The 19,655-nt window shown below is 67.3% G+C and carries 14 protein-coding genes; 10 read left to right on the top strand and 4 right to left on the bottom strand.

What is annotated here, in order from left to right; translation table 11 throughout:
- On the bottom strand, positions 1-1,089 hold the full coding sequence (locus J7J50_RS12975) for an SGNH/GDSL hydrolase family protein (protein WP_215058536.1): 1,089 nt from the start codon (positions 1,087-1,089) through the stop codon (positions 1-3).
- Between the two features lie 783 nt (positions 1,090-1,872).
- Between J7J50_RS12975 and J7J50_RS12970 the strand changes: the two genes are divergently transcribed.
- On the top strand, positions 1,873-3,273 hold the full coding sequence (locus J7J50_RS12970; RefSeq protein ID WP_215058535.1) for a trypsin-like serine protease: 1,401 nt from the start codon (positions 1,873-1,875) through the stop codon (positions 3,271-3,273).
- Positions 3,274-3,348: 75 nt separating this feature from the next.
- On the opposite strand, the gene J7J50_RS12965 is transcribed toward J7J50_RS12970, so the two are convergent.
- A complete protein-coding gene (locus tag J7J50_RS12965; RefSeq protein ID WP_215058534.1) occupies positions 3,349-4,317 on the bottom strand; it encodes an oxidoreductase in 969 nt (322 codons plus the stop codon).
- A gap of 76 nt (positions 4,318-4,393) precedes the next feature.
- On the opposite strand from J7J50_RS12965, the gene J7J50_RS12960 reads away from it, so the two are divergent.
- Entirely contained in the window at positions 4,394-5,032 is a 639-nt protein-coding gene (locus J7J50_RS12960; RefSeq protein ID WP_215058533.1) for a TetR/AcrR family transcriptional regulator, read from the top strand.
- 350 nt (positions 5,033-5,382) lie between these two features.
- Positions 5,383-5,613 (top strand): hypothetical protein, encoded by a 231-nt coding sequence (locus tag J7J50_RS12955; RefSeq protein WP_215058532.1) that lies wholly within the window; start codon positions 5,383-5,385, stop codon positions 5,611-5,613.
- A gap of 178 nt (positions 5,614-5,791) precedes the next feature.
- Here the strand turns inward: J7J50_RS12955 and J7J50_RS12950 are convergent, their stop codons facing one another.
- A complete protein-coding gene (locus tag J7J50_RS12950; protein ID WP_215058531.1) occupies positions 5,792-7,147 on the bottom strand; it encodes a glycoside hydrolase family 16 protein in 1,356 nt (451 codons plus the stop codon).
- 290 nt (positions 7,148-7,437) lie between these two features.
- On the opposite strand from J7J50_RS12950, the gene J7J50_RS12945 reads away from it, so the two are divergent.
- The 7 genes from J7J50_RS12945 to J7J50_RS12915 all read left to right on the top strand — a co-directional run bounded on the left by J7J50_RS12945 (position 7,438) and on the right by J7J50_RS12915 (position 15,117).
- The gene (locus tag J7J50_RS12945; RefSeq protein WP_215058530.1) at positions 7,438-8,958 is read left to right on the top strand and encodes an MBL fold metallo-hydrolase; all 1,521 of its coding nucleotides are present in this window, start codon (positions 7,438-7,440) and stop codon (positions 8,956-8,958) included.
- A 138-nt stretch (positions 8,959-9,096) separates the two neighbouring features.
- Positions 9,097-9,561, top strand: coding sequence for a CopL family metal-binding regulatory protein (locus tag J7J50_RS12940; RefSeq protein ID WP_215058529.1), 465 nt, complete (start codon positions 9,097-9,099; stop codon positions 9,559-9,561).
- 176 nt (positions 9,562-9,737) lie between these two features.
- The gene (locus J7J50_RS12935) at positions 9,738-11,504 is read left to right on the top strand and encodes a copper resistance system multicopper oxidase (protein WP_215058528.1); all 1,767 of its coding nucleotides are present in this window, start codon (positions 9,738-9,740) and stop codon (positions 11,502-11,504) included.
- The gene (locus J7J50_RS12930; protein WP_215058527.1) at positions 11,501-12,502 is read left to right on the top strand and encodes a copper resistance protein B; all 1,002 of its coding nucleotides are present in this window, start codon (positions 11,501-11,503) and stop codon (positions 12,500-12,502) included. Before J7J50_RS12935 ends, J7J50_RS12930 begins: the two co-directional genes overlap by 4 nt.
- A gap of 10 nt (positions 12,503-12,512) precedes the next feature.
- Entirely contained in the window at positions 12,513-13,220 is a 708-nt protein-coding gene (locus tag J7J50_RS12925; protein WP_215058526.1) for a cytochrome c, read from the top strand.
- A 161-nt stretch (positions 13,221-13,381) separates the two neighbouring features.
- The gene (locus tag J7J50_RS12920) at positions 13,382-13,813 is read left to right on the top strand and encodes a hypothetical protein (RefSeq protein WP_215058525.1); all 432 of its coding nucleotides are present in this window, start codon (positions 13,382-13,384) and stop codon (positions 13,811-13,813) included.
- A 92-nt stretch (positions 13,814-13,905) separates the two neighbouring features.
- Entirely contained in the window at positions 13,906-15,117 is a 1,212-nt protein-coding gene (locus tag J7J50_RS12915; RefSeq protein ID WP_215058524.1) for an FAD-dependent oxidoreductase, read from the top strand.
- A gap of 446 nt (positions 15,118-15,563) precedes the next feature.
- Here J7J50_RS12915 and J7J50_RS12910 read toward each other — a convergent pair whose 3' ends face one another.
- Entirely contained in the window at positions 15,564-19,649 is a 4,086-nt protein-coding gene (locus J7J50_RS12910; protein ID WP_215058523.1) for a transporter substrate-binding domain-containing protein, read from the bottom strand.
- Positions 19,650-19,655: the final 6 nt, after the last annotated feature.

Below are 19,655 nucleotides of genomic sequence, written 5' to 3'. Positions count from 1 at the left end.
TCAGGGATTGGTCGGCTGATAGACCGACAACGCCCAACCCATGCGCTCGTGCCCGTACTGGTTCCAGATCGGGCTGCGGCCGTTGGTGAAGCTGGAATAACGCGGTGCGCCGCTGCCGGTGGTGCCGCCCCACAGGCCGGCCGACACGGTGCCGCCGGTGTAGGTCGGATGGGTGTCGTCGGACTGGATGTAGTCGAACGAACTGGAGGACGAAACGAACTTGGTGTTGGCGTCGCGCAAGGTTGCTCGCAGTGTCACCGCGGTGCGGTTGATGTAGCTGGCCTCGCTTTCGCCGAGCACGTAGCGCAGCGCGTCGGAATCGATCTGGCCGTCGCCGTTGCTGTCGTAGTCCGCGCCCATGTACTGGGCGAAGCTGTCCACGCACTTGAAGCCCTTCTGGCGGGCGTATTCGCACATCCAGTAGTTCATCTTGGCGATCGCGGGCAGGAAGCGGTCGCGCATGTTCACCGTCTGGCCGGTGCCGGCGTCGGTGCATGAGCTTTGTACGTTGTCGGCGTTGTAGCCGGGGTAGTACAGATTCGACACCACCTTGAGCCGGGTGTTGGCGTTCGCGTTGGCGTTGATGTAGTCCATCGCCAGCGCCACGTAGGTCTTGCAGGAATTGATCGCCGCTTCCATGCCGCTGTAATCGCAGGTTCCGGTCTGCGACTTGAACGCCGACCGCGCCTGCAGGCCGTCGTTGCCGCACATCTCGAAGCTCACCACGCGGCTGGACGCGGCCTGCATGTAGGAACGCTCGGCCACGATCTTGTTTTCATAGACATCGCGCGCCACCGCGCCGGACTTGGCGCGACGAACGTTTTCGATGTCGGCGTTCCAGCGCGCCGACAGGTATTCGGCATCCACCGTCGTCGCCGAGTATTTGCCCGCATTGCTGATCGAGCCGTTGTAGCCGGCGAAGATCGAATCGCCGTAGGCGACGGATCGATACTTGGTGCTGGTGCCGGCGCGGTCGATGGTCCACGACACGTTCTGGTTGAGAGTGTTGGCCATGGCGGGGGCGGTGAGCGCGAGCAGCGCCACAGCCGAAAGCAACCGCCCCGCTTTGTTGCGGAACAGAGTCTTCATCCTTAATTCCCCTTCGAGATGATGTTCGCTGCGGACACCCGTTGGTGTCCGATGAGAAAACGCGAAGTCCGACTGACGACGAGGACGCCTGGAATTTCGCGGCATCGCTCCCCCTGCCATCGCCCCCGGACGCTAGCGTATGGTTTCAGGGGGTGCAATGTGCGCTGCAACAGCCACGCAGGGCTGCATCACGTTTTCGTACATGGCGCGCAAATGAACGGTATCCGGGCGGCGTGAAGCCGCCCGGGTCTGCGATGGCGAAAAATTTCCAGGTGCGTCGATTCTGTTCGACCGCGGCGAGCGATCGCGGATCGATCGATGCGGTCGAACGGATTCGCCATGCCGCCTCTTCCGCGCAGACACGATGCTTCAGTTCTTTAATGACTCGTCATCGCGAACGACGCGATGAAAGCAGCAGGACATCGATCTCCAATCTCACCGCTTCTCACCGAAAGTTCATGCGCCCGGACGGCATGCGCAACAGCATGCAGATACCTGAACAATTTTATTTCCGCATGCGTGATGCGAGTCCGGAAGCCGCGTGCGCGCGACGATTTTTCGCGTTGTTGTGCAGTGCGAGGCTGGCATACGGTGCGCCGTGGCCGCCAAGCCGGGCCACGTCCGAGGTCGCCGTCGATCGCTGCCTCGCGCAGTTGAGTGCTTCCGCAACCGTCTTTCAATTGCCCGACTCCTCTCGCTGGCCACGCCGCCACACGGCTTGGACTGCCGGATGCGCGCGCCTGCGTCGTGGAGAAGGCCCCTCTCTCTAGGAAGGAAAGAACCATGAAACGACTGTACGGTTCCCTGGCTTTGTTATCGCTTTCGATCGGCGCCGCGATTGCCGGGCCGACGACGCTTCCGGCGGCGTTCGATCATCCGAACGTTTCGCCCATCGACAAGATCGCGCTGCGCACGATGCCCGCGGTCGACGTCGAAAAATTGAAGGCGCAAGACCGGCTGCGCGACAAGCGCGGCGACATCCCCCGCTTCGCATTTCCGATGACGGTGGACATGACGCCGCTGAACTCCGGTGTATGGGAAGATCTCGACGCCGATCATGTGGTCTGGCGCCAGCGCGTGCGTTCGGACAAGGCGATGTCGCTGAATTTCGGGTTCGCCCAGTACTACATGCCGGCCGGCGGCCGCATGCTGATCTATCCGGCGACCCAGACCAAGGGCGGCGACCGCGAACTGATCCGCGAATACACCGACCGCGACAACAATGAAATGGGCCAGCTGTGGACGGCGATCGTCCCGGGCCAGGAAGCGGTGATCGAAGTGGTGGTGCCGCGCGCCAGCGCCGGCCAGCTGAAGCTGCGACTGACCAAGATCAATCACGACTATGTCGGCTTCGGCCCGCTCGCGCGTCGCATGGCTCAAGCCAGCGGCGAGAAAGGCACGTCGGGCATCTGCAATGTCGATGTGGTCTGTCCCGACGGCAACGGCCGTCGCGACATCATCCGCTCGGTGGGGGTGTATTCGAAGAACGGCTCGCTGGCCTGCACCGGATCGCTGGTCAACAACACCGCCAACAACAAGAAGATGTACTTTCTCACCGCGCACCATTGCGGCATGACCACCGCGGCGGCCGCGAACAGCATCGTGGTGTACTGGAACTACCAGAACTCGACCTGTCGCGCGCCCAATACACCGCCTAACGCGACCGACGGCGATGGACTGCTGAACCAGAGCCAGTCCGGCTCGGTGGTGCGGGCGACCTCGGCCAATTCCGATTTCACTTTGCTGGAACTCAGAACCGCGGCCAATCCCGCCTTCAATCTGTTCTGGGCCGGCTGGGACCGCCGCAACCAGAATTTCCCGAGCGCCATCGGCATCCATCATCCGAATGTCGCCGAGAAGCGCATCAGCCTGTCCGTCAGCCCGACCTCGTTCGTGGCCTGGGGCGGCGGCGCCGGCACCACGCACTTGAACGTGCAGTGGCAGCCCACGGGCGGTGTGACCGAGCCGGGTTCGTCGGGCTCGCCGTTGTACAGCCCTGAAAAGCGCGTGATCGGCCAGCTGCACGGCGGCCCGTCGAGCTGCAGCGCCACCGGCAGCAACCGCAGCGACCAGTACGGCCGCGTGTTCACCTCGTGGACCGGCGGCGGCACCGCGGCGACCCGCTTGAGCAACTGGCTCGATCCGGCCGCCACCGGCGCGACCTTCATCAACGGCATCAACTGATCCGGCCATCGATCGGGTCGGCGAGCCGCTCCATGCCGGAGCGGCTCGCTGTTCGAAGCAATCGGCCGTCGCCGTCTACTGCATTCGCGAAAAATCCGCGCGAACATCGGTGAGGTCTTCCGAGAGCAGCCACAATCGCTGGGCCAGCGATTCATCGCGGGCCGCATCGGCGGGTTGAACGAGTGTCGGATACCCCTTCTTCTCACCCTTGCCGTCCGGGCCGAAGAACTGACCGCTGCCGGCTTCGGGCGCGGTGGCGGCGTAAAGCTGCGGCAATACGCCCATCCGCGCGGGCTGCGCCAGGAAGCGGTTGCCGAAGCGCATGAACAGTTTGAGGACGCCGCGGGGCCCGCTCATCTGCAGGTTGGTCGCGGCGTATCCGGGATGCGCGAGCAGGCTCTTCACCGGCAGGCCGGCGGCCTTGAGGCGGCGATCCAGTTCCAGCGCGAACAACGCGTTGGCGAGTTTGGACTGGGCATAGAACGCGACGCGGCCGTAATCGCGCTCGCCGCTCAGATCGTCGAAACGAATCCGGCCGCGTTTGTGCAGGTCGGAACTCAGAGTGACGACGCGGCCGTCGCGGCTTTGCGACAACCGGGGCAACAACAGGCCGGTCAGGGCGAAATGGGCCAGATGATTGACGCCGAACTGCAACTCGTGGCCCTGCGCGGTCAGCGATCGCGGCGGCATCATGATGCCGGCGTTGTTGACCAGCACATCGACGCCGGTGCCCTGCGCGAGCAAACGTCCGGCGAATGCGCTCACTTGTTTCAGATCGGCAAGATCGAGTTGGCGCAACTCGACGCTGCCCTTGGGGCGGATCGCCTCGATCCTGTCCTGCGCATCGCGCCCTTTGTGTAAATCGCGCACGGTCATGATCACGTGGGCGCCGTGTCTGGCGAGTTCCAGACTGGTCAGGAAGCCCAGCCCGCTGTTGGCGCCGGTCACGACGGCGATGCGGCCGGTCTGGTCGGGAATGTCCGCCGCGGTCCAGGCGTGCGGAGCCGGAGCCTGGTGTCGAGCCTGCGATATCGTCGCGTTCATTTGCGGCCTCAATCTTTACAGTGTTAGGATTGAAGCTAACCCCTTATTTGAACACTGTCAAGATGGCACCCTTGCCGTGACCCGACCCCCTCGAAACAAAGACCTTCCCGTCGAGCGCTATCACCACGGCGACCTGCGCATCGCGCTGATCCAGGCGGCCGACCGGATATTGGCCGAGCAAGGCCTGGAAGGCTTCAGCCTGCGCGAAGCGGCCCGCCGCGCGGGCGTCTCCGCGGCGGCGCCCGCGCATCATTTCGGCGGTGCGTCCGGCCTGCTTTCGGAGGTCGCGGTACTCGGCTTCGACGAATTGGCCAGGCATCTGCAGACCGACGCCAGCGCCGGCACGCCGACGCAGCGCCTGCGGATGCAGGGCATCGGCTACGTGCGCTTCGCCCTCACCTACCCCGGTCGCTTCCAGCTCATGTTCCGCCGCGATCTGCTGAGCCCGGATCACGCCGGGCTGCAGGACGCGGGCGACCGCGCCATGGCGCAACTCGAACAAACCATCCGCGCGATGCATGCCATCGCACCCGACCAGCCGATGGAGGCCCGCTCGCGCGTCGTGCTGCTGGCGTCGTGGTCGATGGTGCACGGCTTCGCCCATCTGGCGCTCGACGGCAAGCTCGCGCACATGCACGCCGGCGCGACCTCGGACGATCTGCTGACGCGCGTGCTGCCGCAGATGCTGCAAAGCCAGTGGCCCGACCCCGCCTAGGCATGCGATGCCGCGATCAGCGGCCGATACGGCCGTGCCATGCGATCTGTCTCTCGCGGCCCGATACGGTCGCGAAGATCATCGAGCAGGCCGCGAACGGCAAGAAGTAAGGCGCTCGCCGCCGCGCCCGGGCGACACGCGACGGATCATCGCGGTGTTGCGTGCGCGCAACGCCGCCGGCCGCCGCTGCACGACTTCGGCCGCTCCGCATCAACCGTAAGGTTTCCGAAAGGTCGCCGCCCTCGCCTTCGTGGACGCTGTGCACGACCGCCGGCCAGGACGACACCGGCGAGCGGCCCGCCAGGACTCTCCATGCGGGCGAGCGTCGTCTCATCAGTGAGGACACGATCATGGCTACCATCAGCTACGCCGGTTACGGCGTTTGGAACAGCACCAACGACGTCACCAGCAAGGTCTCGCAGCAGTACGCGAACAAGCAGCGCGAGTTCTGGGCCAACAACGGCGATTACGGCGATCCGGCGCCGGGCGAGCGCAAGTATCTGTACATCGTATGGAACAGCAACGGCACGGACAGCGGCGTGGTCGGCGAAGACGACAGCCGCGGTATCGTCCTGCCCTGAGCCGGCTGAATCGTCGTACCGACGATTTCGCGCAACGCCGCGCCGACCTGGATTTCCAGGTCGGCGCTTTGCTTTGCCTCACGCAGGCTCACCGCGGACCGCCGGCCGGGCGTATCGAGCCTGCAACATCGTCCGGCCGTCCGCATCGCACTCGCCGATGCGCTGCGCGGCCATGCTTTCAGTTGTCCTGGTAGTACACGTTGTCGATCAGCACGTCGACGTTGGCCGCCGGCGGGTCCGACACCACCATGAACATCTGCTTCACCGCACGCAGATCCAGATCGTGGAAGGCGCTGAACGGAATGCTGACCTCATGCCAGTTGCCGTCGCGCACCAGGCCGTATTGCTGGCCGCCGTTGACGAAGTCGAGCCAGCTGTCGCCGAAGGAACTGTTGATGCCGATCTTGAACGTCGACGGCGTCGTCGTGCGCATATGGAATTTCAACCGGCCGTTGCCGAACAGGCTCATGTTCTTGTAGCCGTTCAAGGCCACGCCCAGGCCGTACCAGGCACCGGCGTTGGCGCGGTAAGCCATCAGCTGATTGCCTTCGAACGCGGGCGCCGAAATCGGCGTGAGGTTGTTCCACAGCCACAGATTGGCGTCGCCGTTGTAGTTCAGGCGGGCGTTCATGTCGGCGCGCTCGGTGTAGACGCCGAACTTGCCGCTGGGCGGGTTGGCGCCGGTGTACAGCTCGCTGCCCGGGTTCTGGTATAGACGGATGTAGTCGATCTCCATCTTGCCCGGCAGCGGCGCGGTGATCGCGTCGTTGCTCATCACCCCGGTGTAGCTGCCGCCGACGGCGAGATTGAGCAGCAGGTAATACTGCTGGTGGAACTCATGCAGCGAGGCGCCCTCGATGTTGGAGATGGCGAATTCGAAGTACTGCTGGCCGTCGATGGAAACGCGAATGAACTGCGGGTCCCAGGTCATGCGATAGGTGTGGAAGCCGCCATTGAGATCGCTGGCGCTGTTGTAGTCCAGGCCGTAGTCGGCCTGCGAGCCGTTGTAGTCCCAATGCACGGCCGCGGCGACGCGGCGATTGGTCACGCCGGCGGCGATCGCCGCGGCCGAGCCCATTTCCAGCATGTCGATCTCGCCGCGCGCCGGCCAGTTGCCGATCGTGCCGAGCATCCAGTACGCCGGCCACAGGCCGTTGCGCAGGTCGGGCACCTTGATCCGCGCTTCCAGCGTGCCGTACTTGAAATGCATGCGGCCTTCGGTCTTCAGGCGCGCCGAGGTGAACGCACGGCTGCCGAAGTTCTCGCGTCGCGCTTCGATGACCAGATTGCCGTTTTCGATGCGCGCGTTTTCCGGGCGGCTGGTGTAGTACTGCAATTCGCTGTTGCCCCAGCCGCAGATGCCGAGCTGGCAGCCGTCGCCGACGTCGTAGATCCATTTGTTGCCGTCGATCGACGGGCCGTTGAAGTTGTCTTCCCACACCAGGGTCTGGGCGGACGCATCGGATGAAACCATCAGGCTGCCGCCGGCGATCAATGCGGCGGCGGCGAGCGTGTAAGCGCGTGAGACGTTCATTGGACAGCTCCGGCTTGCGAGGGGTCGGGCCTGTGCGCCGCCGTCGGACGACAGCCCGGCGACAGGTTCGCGGCCGAAACTGGATTCGCATGACAGCGCTGTCAATCTCTGTCATGCGGCATGTGGTTTTTGCGAGGCCGGCTTCACATTCCCGATGTGGGCTGGTTGGTAGTCCGCGCCGGCGCGGGACGCGAGCGTGTTGCACGACAGCACGGCTTGCGAACGACGCGAGTGTCCGCAAAGCCGCGCCGGTGGCGGATAATCGCGCTCCCATCGCCCGCGCCGTCCTCATGAACCTGCCCATTCGCCGCTGGCTGTCGTCGGCATCGCTGCTGATCGCCCTGCTGTTCGCCGTCGCCCTGCCGGCGCCGGCGCTGGATCTGCCGCAACGCTGGATTCACGGCGCGGCCGGCGAACCGAGCCTGCAGGTCCATCAAGCGGCGCCGGGCCTGTGGGTGTTGCGCCAGTCCAAGGCGAGCAACTTCGAAGCGCCGTTCATGTATTTGATCGCCGGCGATCGGCGCGCCCTGCTCCTCGACACCGGCGCCGAACCCGCGGCCGGTCACGAACTGCCGCTGCGCGCCACCGTCGATCGCCTGCTGGCGCAATGGCAGCGCGAGCACGGCTTGGCCTCGCTGCCGTTGGTGATCGCGCACAGTCATGGCCATCGCGATCACGTTCACGGCGACGCGCAGTTCCGCGATCGCGCCGATACCCGCATCGTCGGCATCGAACCCGAGAAGGTGGCGGCGTTCTTCGGACTCGATCGCTGGCCCGAAGGTCTGGCGCAATTCGATCTCGGCCATCGCGCGCTCACCGTAATGCCGCTGCCCGGACACGAGCCCGCGCATATCGCCATCTACGACGCCGACAGCGCGACGTTGCTCAGCGGCGACAGCCTCTATCCTGGACTGCTGACCGTGCGCGACTGGCAGGCCTATCGCGCCAGCGCACGGCGCCTGGCTGAGTTCGCGCGCACGCATCGCATCGACCACGTGCTCGGCGCGCATATCGAAATGAGCGCCACGCCCGGGCAGTTGTATCCCTTGGGCAGCGCCGATCAACCCGATGAGCACGCGCTGTCGCTGAGCGCGAAGCAACTGGCGCAATGGCAGCGCACGGTCGAGGGCCTCGGCGATTTCGTGCATGAGCACGGCGGCGAGGATTTCGCTTTCGCCCGCATCGCCCCGGCGGATGAATTCGCCGACAAACCCAATACCCACGGCATGTTGGTGGTCGGCGTCGACGCGGTGTATCTGTCGCATCTGCCGATGTTCCACCGGCCGCACAACTATCAGCTGATCTTCGAAGCCGCACTGCCCGATGCCGCGCTGCGGACTTATCGCGCCGACGCCAAGGCGCATCCGGGCGAGTACTACACTCTGGCGCCGACCGCGCAATGGGTGCTGCCGGACACCATCCGTCCCGACGGCCATTTCAAGGCCGATCTGTACCGCGGCCACTTCGAGCGCGGCGGTACGATGATCGCTTCCGGCATCGATGTCGGCGTGCGCCGCATCGTGCATTTCCGCCGCTTCGAACCCGGACGCAAGCCGCAGCCGGCGCAATGGATCGGTTTCGGCCGCGCTGGCGAGCGCTTCGCCGCGCATCGCCTGGAAGGTCCGCCGGATATGGATCAGATCGTGCAAGTGTCCGGCGCACGCGGCGCGGAGGCGTCGGCCGAGGATCAGGCGCTGGTGCGCACCGGCAATATCGCTACGCCCAGCGGCGAGCTGCATAAGCGCGACCGCATCGGCGGGCTGCGCGTGCGGCGGATCATCTACACCGAATACGGCGATGTCGCCGAGTGAGCCGGGCCCGCATTCGCGCCGCAACCTTCCCACGATGCCGACGCGGCGATCTCACGAACGCTTAACCTCAAGTGCGCGCGAATGCTTGAAACTGTCGCCGCCGTGCACCATTCTTTGCCGCACTCGAACCGGCGCCCCATGACCTATCCCTTGCTACTGCTGCGCTTGCTGCTGATCGTCGCGCTGAGCCTGAACGGCTACGCGGCGGCGGCGATGTCGGTCGGCGGCGGGCATGCGATGTTCATGGGCAAGCCCAAGGCCGCCGCGTCGGCGCAGGTCGCCGACGCCGCCGAATGCCACGACGGCGCGGGCATGGCGGCGATGATGCACGACGCGCCGGGCCCGATGGCGATGCATCACGGCGCGGGCGGCTCCGATCCGCAGCCGGCCAAGCCCGATCCAAAATCTCCCGATCCCAACGCGCACGGCGACGACTGCTGCGGCAAGTTCCGTTGCCAATGCGACTGCCTGCAGGCGGTGGCGATCGTGCGCATCGAGCTGCCGGCGCCGCCGCAGCTGTCCAACGCTCCGCTCGCGCTGCCGCGCGAGGCCGCCGCGCCCAGCGGCGTGCTGAGCCTGCCGATACGGCCTCCGATCGCCTGATCGCCGCGCCGGGTTCGTCCCGGCTGCACGGTTCGCTGGGCCGGTGTCGCGCGTGATCGCGATGCCGGCGCGGCTGAACCGTTCGTTCGCGCGGGCTCATCGCCGCTATCGCGGCCTTGCGCCGGCCCGCGCGCATCGCGAGACTGATCGCGACTCTTCCCGATAGGAAGATTCTGATGAACCGATTTTTTTCCAGCCACGGCGAACCGGCCGATGCCGGGCGCCGCCGCTTCGTCGTCGGCCTCGCCGCCGGCGGCGCGGTCGCCGGCAGCGGCTTGTGGCGCGGCGTGCACGCCGCCCCTGCCCTGGCGCAGACGCCGCGCGTGCTCAGCGGCAACCAGTTCGATCTGTCGATCGGCGAGGCCACGGTCAACTTCACCGGCCGCGCGCGTGCGGCCATCACCGTCAACGGCAGCCTGCCCGCGCCGATCCTGCGCTGGCGCGAAGGCGACACGGTGACCTTGCGCGTCGCCAACCGCCTGCGCGAAGGCATGGGCTCGATCCATTGGCACGGGCTGATCCTGCCGGCCAACATGGACGGCGTGCCGGGGCTGAGCTTCGACGGCATCCATCCGGGCGAGAGCTACGTCTATCGCTTCAACGTCGGCCAGTCGGGCACCTACTGGTATCACAGCCATTCGCTGTTCCAGGAGCAGGCCGGCTTGTACGGCGCGATCGTGATCGATCCGCGCGAGTCGGCGCCGTACCGCTTCGACCGCGAACACGTGCTGCTGCTGTCGGACTGGACCGACGTCGATTCGGCCGCGCTGTTCCGCCGGTTGAAGAAGATGTCCAGCTACGACAACTACTACAAGCGCACCGTCGGCGACTTCATGCGCGACGCACACGAACGCGGGCTGGCGCAGACCCTGCGCGACCGCGGCGAATGGGGCCGCATGCGCATGACTCCGACCGATCTGTCCGACGTCAACGCCCACACCTACACCTACCTGCTCAACGGCATCACTCCGGCGGGCAACTGGACCGGCCTGTTCCGGCCCGGCGAGAAAGTCCTGCTGCGTTTCATCAACGGCTCGGCGATGACCTACTTCGACGTGCGCATTCCGGGTCTGAAGATGACGGTGGTCGCGGCCGACGGGCAGTACATCCATCCGGTCAGCGTCGATGAATTCCGCATCGCGGTGGCGGAAACCTTCGACGTGCTGGTCGAACCCTCGGGCCAGGACGCGTACACGATCTTCGCCCAGGACAACGCCCGCACCGGTTACGTGCGCGGCACCCTGGCGGTGCGCGAAGGCCTGCAGGCGGACGTGCCGCGCACCGATCCGCGACCGCTGCTGACGATGGACGACATGGGCCATGGCGGCATGAGCGGCGGCGGTCACGACATGTCGAAGATGAAAGGCATGGAAGGCGGTTGCGGCGCGAACATGGGCATGGCCGGCATGGATCACGGCGCGATGGCCAAAGCGCCCGCGCAAGGCGACCCGCGCCTGATCGACATGCGCGCGATGACCACTTCGGCCAAGCTCGACGATCCCGGCATCGGCCTGCGCGACAACGGCCGCAAGGTGTTGACCTACAGCGATCTGCACAGCCTGTTCGACGATCCCGACGGCCGCGAACCCGGCCGCGAAATCGAACTGCATCTGACCGGGCATATGGAGAAATTCGCCTGGTCGTTCGACGGGCAGAAATTCATGGGCGCCGAGCCGATCCGCCTGACCTACGGCGAACGCCTGCGCATCGTGCTGGTCAACGACACCATGATGACCCACCCGATCCATCTGCACGGCCTGTGGAGCGATCTGGAGAACGAACAAGGCGAGTTCCAGGTGCGCAAGCACACCATCGACATGCCGCCGGGAACGCGCCGCAGCTACCGCGTGCGCGCCGACGCGCTGGGCCGCTGGGCCTATCACTGCCATCTGCTCTACCACATGGAAGCCGGGATGATGCGCGAAGTGAGGGTCGAGGAATGAAGACGACCGCGCGCACTTCTTATTTCGCCGGCAAAGCGCTCGCGCTGGGGCTGTCCTTGGCCGGCGCCGCGCAGGCGCAAAGCCACGATCACGCGGCGATGCAGGCGCAGGGCTCGAAGACCGATGTCTCGAAACCGGTCGATCATTCGAAGATGGATCACTCGAAGATGGACCATTCGGCCATGCCCGCGCCGAAGCAGGGGCAGGCCGATCACTCCGGCATGGATCATGGCGGCATGGACCACGGCGACATGAAACCGGCCGCCGGGTCTGATGCGCCGAGCGAGCCGCGAGAACCCCTCCCCACGCCGACCGACGCCGATCGCGCCGCGGCATTTCCGCCGTTGTCGCATCACATGCAGCACGCCTCCGAACTCAATCACTATCTGCTGTTCAACCGCCTGGAAGCGGTCGACGCCGATCGCGGCGGCGCGCAAGCCTGGGAGGCGCAGGGCTGGATCGGCAACGACACCGATCGGCTGTGGCTGCGCAGCGAGGGCGAACGCGAGCGCGGACGCACCGAATCGGCCGATCTGGAAGTGCTGTACGGCCGCGCGATCTCGCCGTGGTGGGATGTGGTGGTCGGCGCCAAGCACGATTTCCTGCCGCGACGATCGCAAAGCTGGGCGGCGATCGGCGTGCAGGGCATGTCGCCGTACAAGTTCGAAATCGCCGCGACCGCCTATGTCGGCGACTCCGGCCGCAGCGCCCTGAACTTCGAAGCCGAGTACGAGTTGCTGCTGACCAACCGGCTGATCCTGCAGCCGCTGATCGAGGTCGATGTGTTCGGCCGCGACGATCCGCGCCGCGGTATCGGCTCGGGCCTGAGCACGGTCGAAGCCGGCTTGCGCCTGCGCTACGAGTTCACGCGGCGGTTCGCGCCTTATGTCGGCATCAGCCGCGAGCGCGCGTTCGGCGGCACGGCGGATTACCGCCGCGCCGACGGCGAGGACATCGACGACACCCGCGTGGTCGCGGGCCTTCGGGTTTGGTTCTGACGAGGTCGTAATGAACAAGACGATACGAACAACGTTGCGGCTGAGCGCCGCGACGCTGGCGGCGCTCGGCCTGGTGGCGGGCGCGTTGTGGTGGGGCGTGTACGACGTCGGCGCCGATGCGCCGCATACGCGGCCGGTGTACGCGGTGTTGGAGTTCGCGCGCGAGCGCTCGGTGGCGATGCGCGCGATGCAACTGAGCGTACCCGCGCTCGACGACGAGGCCCGCGTCCGCAACGGCGCGGGCAACTACCAGGCCATGTGCGCGGGCTGCCATCTGGCTCCGGGCATGGCGCCGACCGAGTTGTCGCGCGGTCTGTATCCGGCGCCGCCGAATCTGTCCGCGCGGCAGGTGGACGCGGCCGCTGCGTTCTGGACCATCAAGCACGGGATCAAGGCCTCGGGCATGCCGGCCTGGGGCGCGAGCATGGGCGATGAGCACATCTGGGATCTGGTCGCGTTCCTGCGCAGGCTGCCCGCGCTGGACGCGGTGCAGTACCGCGATCTGGTCGCGCGCAGCGGCGGGCATTCGCACGGCGGCGACGATCATCACGCGGCGATGCCGCCGGACGCAGCGGGCCAGCCGTCGCATCCGCAGGGCGAACACGACGCCCCCGCGCCGCCCGCGGCGGACCACCATCACGAAGCGGCCCCGCCGCCGAGCGCCGAACCGGCCGCGCCGCCGCGGAACCGTGAACACGGACACGCGCACGGCCATTGACCCGCGCATCGTCGCCGCGCCCGGCCGCTCGCCGGGCGCGGCGGCGGCGAGGTTCCGGCCGTTCCCATGGCTATGATGAACGCGTCCGGCCGGCGGTTTGGGCGCGCCGGCCGACACGTTATGATGGCCGCAGAACGTACCGGCACAGCCGAGGAAGCACCATGTCGATCAATTCCAAGGCCCGTCGCGACGCCAAGAAACGCAAACTCGCCAAGGCCCGCACGCCGCTGCCGATCGCGGGCACCCGCATCGAGCCGCACGCGGAACTGCGCGACGCGCAAGGCCGCCTGCTCGGCGGCATCGTCCGCCGCGAGGGCGAATGGACGCTGGGCCTGGGCGGCCGCATCGTCGGCGGCTCCGACAGCGCGGCGCGGGTGCTGGCCCTGCTCGAACGCGCCGCGGCCATGCATCGCAACGAAGGCCGCGAGGTCAGCCTGGGCTGTTCCAGCGCGCTGCGCATCGCCGCGCAGAGCGAAGTGGCCGAGCGCGGCCTGAGTTTCGAGCAGTTCCAGCTGGAGCTGGAGAAAGAGCTGGCGATCGACCCGATGCCGGCCCTCAACGTCGTCCAGGGCGGCAGCGAAGTCCGGCACTGACCGGTTCAGCGCCGGCCACAAGGCCGCGCAATCACCTTGCGATTACGCCGCGCCGGCTTTGCTAGGCGCATGCCTTGCCTGCCCCGTTTCCCGTGGACCTGAAAAGCGGATATCCGTTCTGGGCGATCCGCAACGGCCTGATGCACGCGTTCCCGCGCCTGCAGCAGGATCTGCGCTGCGAAGTGGCGGTGATCGGCGGCGGCATCAGCGGCGCGCTGATCGCCGACGAACTGGCCGCGCATGGGTTCGAGGTGGCGGTGATCGAGCAACGCGACGCCGGCTGGGGCAGCACCGCGGCCAGCACGGCGCTGCTGCAGTATGAGATCGACACCCACCTGATCGACCTGTGCGCGCGCTACGGCGAGACCTTGGCGGCGCGCGCCTACCTGGCCTGCGCGCAGGCCATCGGCGATCTGCGCGTCGTCGCGCGCGATTTGCGCGATGTCGATTTCCGCGATCAATCCAGCCTGTACTTCGCCAGCAAGCCCGCTCACGTGGCGGTACTGCGCGAGGAAGCGGCGCTGCGCGCCCGCCACGGCCTGCGCCTGCGCTGGCTCGACGCCGAAGCGCTGGCGTCGGACTACGGCCTGCGCGCGCCCGGCGCGATCCTCAGCGACTGCGCGGCGTCGGTGGACCCGTACCGGATGAGCCTGCGGCTGCTGGCGCGGCTGCGCAAACGCGGCGCGCAGGTGTTCGATCGCAGCCGCATCGAGCGGATGCGGACGGGCTCGCGCTCGGTCGAGCTGATCAGCAGCGACGGCGTGTACGTGCGCGCCGAACACGTGGTTATAGCGGCCGGTTACGCCGGGCAGCAATGGATCGACCAGCGTCTGGCGCGCAACCGCAGCAGCTACGCCTTCGTCACCGATCCGTTGCCGGCCGCGGAATTGCAGGCGCTGGAACACACCATGGTGTGGGAATCGGCGCGGCCGTACCTGTACATGCGCAGCACCGGCGACGGCCGGCTGGTGGTGGGCGGCTGCGACGACGCCATCGATATTCCGGCCCGGCGCGATCGCCGCGTCGAGTCGCGGGCGAAGAAACTGGTGCGCAAGGTCGGCGAGCGTTTGCCGCGGCTGGACTTGCAACCGGCCTTCGCCTGGGCCGGCACCTTCGCCGAAACCGCCGACGGCCTGCCCTGGTTCGGCCCGCATCCGCAGCATGGGCCCAGGGTGCAGTTCGCGATGGCCTACGGCGGTAATGGCATCACCTACAGCATGATCGGCGCCGGCCTGTTGCGCGCGCGGATCCAGCGGCGCAAGCATCCGTTGGCTAGTTTGTTTTCATTCGAGCGGCTGCAGTAGTGCGGGGCGACCTGAGCCAAGAGCATCGGGCCTGAAAGGCCCTCCCACAACAGACCTCGCGGCTCCGAAGCTTTTTTGTGGGAGGGCCTTTTTTGAGGGCCTTTGTTGTGGGAGGGCCCTTCAGGCCCGACGCTTTCCGCTCAGATCGCGACAGCCCCTATCCAACCGCTCCTCGCACCTTGATTCCGCAATCGATGCAGGACAAGCGCTGAGGTGAATTTCGCAGCGCCGCGCGGCTGCAGTAATGGCGATTGCAGGTTGCGCGGTGACCTGAGCCGAGAGCATCGGGCCTGAAAGGCCCTCCCACAAAAAACTTCGGCGCCCCGAGGTCTGTTGTGGGAGGACCTTCGTTGTGGGATGGCCTTTGTTGTGGGAGGGCCCTTCAGGCCCGACGCTTTCCGCTCAGATCGCGACAGCCTCCATCCCACCGCGCAAGCGCGCCCGCCTCACCCCGGCCCGATCGCCTGCTGCAAACGCTCGCGAAGCCCTTGCAGCCGCTCGGCGAAGGCGTCGACTTCACCCAGCAATTCCGGCAACGGCTGACTCAACAACCGGGCCTCCAACTGCTGACCGGCACGGGCGATCCCGGCGTCGTACAAAGCGACACTACCGATCACGCGATGGACCGCCGCCGCCACCGCCGCGCCGGCGCCGCTGGCGAGCGCCTGCGCCAGCCGCTCCTGATCGTGCGGCAATTCGCGCAGCAACAGCGGCAGCACCGCGTGCAAGGCCGGCGGAAATGCGGGGCTCAATTCCTCCGCGAATACGTGCGGAAAGGCGGTGCTCGCCGCTGGCGCGGCGGATTGCGCATCGGCGCGGGCCGTGCCCTGCGCGTGCGGCTGTGCCGGTATCCAACGCTGCAGCGTCTGGCGCAGTTCCGCCAGATGCACCGGCTTGGTCAGGTACGCGTCCATGCCGGCGGCACGGCACAGGTCGACCTGCTCGGGCAGCGCGCTGGCGGTGATGGCCACGATCGGCAGGCGCGGCCCGCCGCGTTCGCGTTCGCCGGCGCGGATTTCGCGCGTGAGCGTGTAGCCGTCCATCAGCGGCATCTGGCAATCGGTCAGCAGCAGGTCGTAATCGCCGTGCCGCAACGCGGCCAGGGCCGAGCGGCCGTCGTTGCACAGATCGCAGCCGTAGCCCAGTTGCAGCAGTTGCCGCCGGATCAGTTCGCGATTGACCGCGTTGTCCTCGACCACCAGGATGCGCGCGTCGTGCCGCACCGCCGCCGGCGCCGCGTAGTCGCGTTCGCTCTGGCCTTCGCCGGAAGGATCGCGCGCCCAGGCGCAGGCGCGCACCACGTGCAGATGCAGCAGCGGATTGGCGTCGACGACGTAGTCGGCCGCGTCGGGCGTGCCCGGCATCCGCACCACCCGCACGGTGTTCGCGGCGTCGCCGTCGTCGAACCACAGTTCGGCGGGCGCGGCGCGGTCGACCGTCGCGTGGCCCAGCGCCGACAGCAACTGACGCAACGCATCGGCGCGGCGCGCATCATCGAGCGTGACCGCGACACGCAAGCCGGCGTTATCCGCGCCGGGCGCGTCGGACAGCCCCAGCGGCACCGTGGCGATCACCCGCGTGCCCTCGCCCACCGCGCTGTCGATGCGGATCGCTCCGCCCATCAACTCGACCAGACTGCGGCAGATCGACAGGCCCAGGCCGGTGCCGCCGAAGCGGCGCGAGGTGCTGTCGTCGGCCTGATGGAAAGGCTCGAATACGCGCGCGACCTGCTCCGGGTCCATGCCGATGCCGGTGTCGCCGGCTTCGATCCGCAGCAGCGCACCGGCGTTGCCCGCGCGATCCCGCGCCGCGCCCGGTTCCAGGCGGATGTCCAGCCACACGCCGCCGTGTTCGGTGAACTTGACCGCATTGCCGAGCAGGTTCAGCAGCACCTGCCGCAGCCGCATCGCGTCGCCGAGGTAGACACGCGCGACCGCCGCGTCGATGCGCGCGTCCAGGCGCAGGCCTTTCTTGCGGCAGATCGCGGCGATGTGCATGACCACCGAATCGGCCAGCACGCGCGGCTGCAGCGGCGCGTGCTCGATGCGCAGATGGCCGGCCTCGATCTTGGACACGTCGAGGATGTCGTCGAGGATGTCCTGCAAGGCCCGCGCCGAATCGTGCATGTGCCCGAGCAGCACGTGCTGATCGTCGTCCAGCCGCGATTGCTCCAGCAGTTCGAGCATGCCGACCATGCCGCCCATCGGCGTGCGGATTTCGTGGCTCATCGTGGCGAGGAAATTCGACTTGGCGCGGGTCGCGGCCTCGGCCAGTTCCTTCGCCGCCTCCAGGGCCGCGGCCTGGGCGTGGGCGTGGGTGACATCGAGGAAGTAACCGGTGTAGCCGGCGGCGCCGGCGTCTTCGCCCGGCTGGGTTTGCCGCGGCAATGCGTTGACCCGGACCCAGCGGATCGAGCCGTCGTCGGTTTCCACGCGGAAATCGGCGTTGATCTCGCTGCGCGCCTGTTCGGCGGCGGCGATGGCGTCGAGCACGCCGGCGCGATCGTCGGGATGAATCCGCGCGAACAATACCCGGGCATCGGCGACGATGGCGTCCGCGCCGATGCCGAACAGCGGTTCCGGGCGTCCGGTCAGATACGGGAAGCGCAACCGGCCGTCGCTGTCGCGCTGGGCCTTGAACACCACCCCGGGCAGATTGCCGGCGACTTCGCGCAGCTTGCTGTCGGCGGCTTCGCGGCGGCGCGATTCCTGGCGCAGGCGCAGGTAACCGGCGGCGATCGCGCCGATCACCAGCACCGCCACGCCCACGATCAGGATGACCCGGCTCCAGGGCACGCCGTAGTTGTATTTGGCGCTGATCCAATGGTTATGGATGCGCTGGCGCTCGCTCTCCGGCACCGTCGCCAGTTGCTGGTCGATGATCGTCATCAGCGGCGTCAGGCGCCGGTCGGCGGCGAAGGCGAGTTCTTCGTCGCTGCCGGCGGGCGCGACCTGCAGGCCGCTGGACGGGTACTGGGTGTTGATCAGCCGATCGATCACCACCAGATTGCCGACGTGGGCGTCGACCTTGCCGGCGGTCAGCAACTTGAGGCCTTCGGCATTGGTCGCCACCCCGACCAGATTGACGTCGGGCGCGGCCTTGAGCACGGCGCGGCCGGTCAGATGCAGATGGGTGACCGACACGCGCTTGCCGCCCAGGCTTTCCAGGCCGATCGGACTGGCCGTGCCTTGCGCGGTCACGATCACCACCGGGATGCGCTCGATCGGCTGGCTGTAGATCCAGTGCGCGCCGGGCAAGGCGCCGATCGGGATCACCGCCAGATCGGCGGCGCCGGTGGTCAGCGCGGTGGCCGCGCCCTTGAAACCGTTGGCGTTGACCGGCTGGAACTGGATGCCGAGCCGGTCTTCGACGATGCGCGCGTAGTCGGGAAGAATGCCGATCGGGTTGCCGTCGTTGTCGCGCGCCGACAGCGGCGCGGCGTTGTCGTTCAACGCGATGCGCAGCTTGGGAAGCTGGCCCAGCCATTCGCGCTGGGTGGCGGTGAGCTCGCCGTTGAGATCCGCGCTTTGGAAATCGCCGCGCAGCCATTGCACGCGCAACCGGTCCACGCGCGCCGGATCGCGCTTGATTTCTTCATCGATCAGCTTCAGCAGCGGCAGTTGCGCATGCGGCGCGGCGAAGAGCACGGCCAGATCGGACTGCTGCATCGACGGCGGGATCTGCGAGCCCGGGACCAGTTCCAGGCGCGGATAGGCGCCTTGGCGCAGGTACCAGTCCAGCGTGTACGGCGCCTCGAAATAAACGTCGGCCTTGTCGTCCTCGATCGCGCGCAGGGCCTGGGCGCTGTCGGCCACCGGGATCAGTTCGGTTTGCGGATAACGCTGGTGATTGCGGGTGTGCTCCATCATCGCCGCCGGGATCACCAGGCGCATGCGCTTGAGGTTGTCCAGGGTGAGCGGGCGCGTGTCGTCCTTGCGCTTCACCGCGTACATCGACACCTGCACGATCGGGTCGGTGTAGGACAGGCAGCGGGTGCGTGCATAGGTGATCAGCACGTTGACGGCCAGATCGACGCGGCCCTCGCACAGCGACTTGAGCATCTGCTCGGTGTTGCTCGTGCGCACGTACTCCAGGGCGATGCCCCGCGGACGCAGGATTTCCTCGAGCAGTTCGACGCTGAAGCCGCGCGGGTGGCCGTGGTTGTAGTCGTCGAACGGCATCGTTCCCCAATCGCTGACCGCCACGCGCACGCGTCTGGGCAGCGCCGCGGCGCCGGAGCGCGCGCGCAGTGGCGGCACGATCGCGGGCCCGGTGCGCGCGGGGGCGACGACGGTGGGGACGATGGAATCGGGGATGACCGCGGGAACGACGCCGGAGGACGCCGGCGCGGTGTCCTGCGCGGGTGCCCGCGAATCGTCCTCCACCGCGACCAGCGTGTCGGGCGATCCGCGCGTGACCGCAGGCGGCGCGGCCGAATCCATCTGCGCCGGCGCGACCGCGCCGCTCGGCGCCGTCAACGCGAGCAGCATCGCCAGCGCCGCGATGCGCCATCGGTGCTTGCCTGGTCGCATGCCCTC

Origin of the sequence: Lysobacter sp. ISL-50 (genome assembly GCF_018612875.1) — a bacterium.
Classification (GTDB): domain Bacteria; phylum Pseudomonadota; class Gammaproteobacteria; order Xanthomonadales; family Xanthomonadaceae; genus Lysobacter.
Note: the sequence above shows the minus strand (reverse complement) of the source record. Positions and strands in the feature narration are given on the sequence as shown.

Bases quoted from the DNA above. Each gene is read 5' to 3' on its own strand.
- J7J50_RS12925 (WP_215058526.1), top strand. From the start codon at position 12,513: ATGAACAAGACGATACGAACAACGTTGCGGCTGAGCGCCGCGACGCTG.
- J7J50_RS12965 (WP_215058534.1), bottom strand. From the start codon at position 4,317: ATGAACGCGACGATATCGCAGGCTCGACACCAGGCTCCGGCTCCGCAC.
- J7J50_RS12955 (WP_215058532.1), top strand. From the start codon at position 5,383: ATGGCTACCATCAGCTACGCCGGTTACGGCGTTTGGAACAGCACCAAC.
- J7J50_RS12945 (WP_215058530.1), top strand. From the start codon at position 7,438: ATGAACCTGCCCATTCGCCGCTGGCTGTCGTCGGCATCGCTGCTGATC.
- J7J50_RS12920 (WP_215058525.1), top strand. From the start codon at position 13,382: ATGTCGATCAATTCCAAGGCCCGTCGCGACGCCAAGAAACGCAAACTC.
- J7J50_RS12970 (WP_215058535.1), top strand. From the start codon at position 1,873: ATGAAACGACTGTACGGTTCCCTGGCTTTGTTATCGCTTTCGATCGGC.
- J7J50_RS12910 (WP_215058523.1), bottom strand. From the start codon at position 19,649: ATGCGACCAGGCAAGCACCGATGGCGCATCGCGGCGCTGGCGATGCTG.
- J7J50_RS12935 (WP_215058528.1), top strand. From the start codon at position 9,738: ATGAACCGATTTTTTTCCAGCCACGGCGAACCGGCCGATGCCGGGCGC.
- J7J50_RS12950 (WP_215058531.1), bottom strand. From the start codon at position 7,147: ATGAACGTCTCACGCGCTTACACGCTCGCCGCCGCCGCATTGATCGCC.
- J7J50_RS12940 (WP_215058529.1), top strand. From the start codon at position 9,097: ATGACCTATCCCTTGCTACTGCTGCGCTTGCTGCTGATCGTCGCGCTG.
- J7J50_RS12975 (WP_215058536.1), bottom strand. From the start codon at position 1,089: ATGAAGACTCTGTTCCGCAACAAAGCGGGGCGGTTGCTTTCGGCTGTG.
- J7J50_RS12930 (WP_215058527.1), top strand. From the start codon at position 11,501: ATGAAGACGACCGCGCGCACTTCTTATTTCGCCGGCAAAGCGCTCGCG.